This window comes from Arthrobacter sp. Cr_A7 (assembly GCF_029222765.1).
GTDB lineage: Bacteria > Actinomycetota > Actinomycetes > Actinomycetales > Micrococcaceae > Arthrobacter.
Window position 1 is genome coordinate 1 of sequence record NZ_JARHXQ010000303.1, and the last position, 441, is coordinate 441.

Genomic DNA, 441 nt, shown 5'->3' on the forward strand with positions numbered 1-441 from the left:
GTGACACTGGATCCAGCGACAAAGATCGTCGACTCCGCAGGCGTCCTTGGCGGTGACAAGTCCGAGGTCGAGGCCGCCATCAAAAAGCTGGGCACCGATCACGCCACCGTGCTCCACGTGGTCACCGTCAAAAAGTTCGAAAATCCAACTGACCGTGAAGCGTGGACGGACGAGGTAGCCAAGAAGGCCGGCCTGGGACCCAACGCATTGATCCTTGCCGTTGCTACCGACACCAGGCAGTACATCCTGAATAAGGGTGGAAGCAAGATCACCGCGGCCCAGGTCGAAAACATCAAGAGCAGCGCTATTGGCCCTCAGCTGGCTAACGGCGACTACGCCCAGGCGGCCGTGAATGCCGCCGAGGCAATTGGCGACGCAGCTGGAGGCGGCAGCGGCAACCTCCCCTCCGGTAATGGGGCCGGCACTGCCGTCCTCGTTGGC

1 protein-coding gene is annotated in these 441 nt (G+C 61.9%); it reads left to right on the forward strand.

The annotated features are described in order from the left end of the window. A partial coding sequence (locus P2Q66_RS17900; RefSeq protein ID WP_275730323.1) for a TPM domain-containing protein occupies positions 1 to 441 on the forward strand: 441 nt, incomplete at both ends.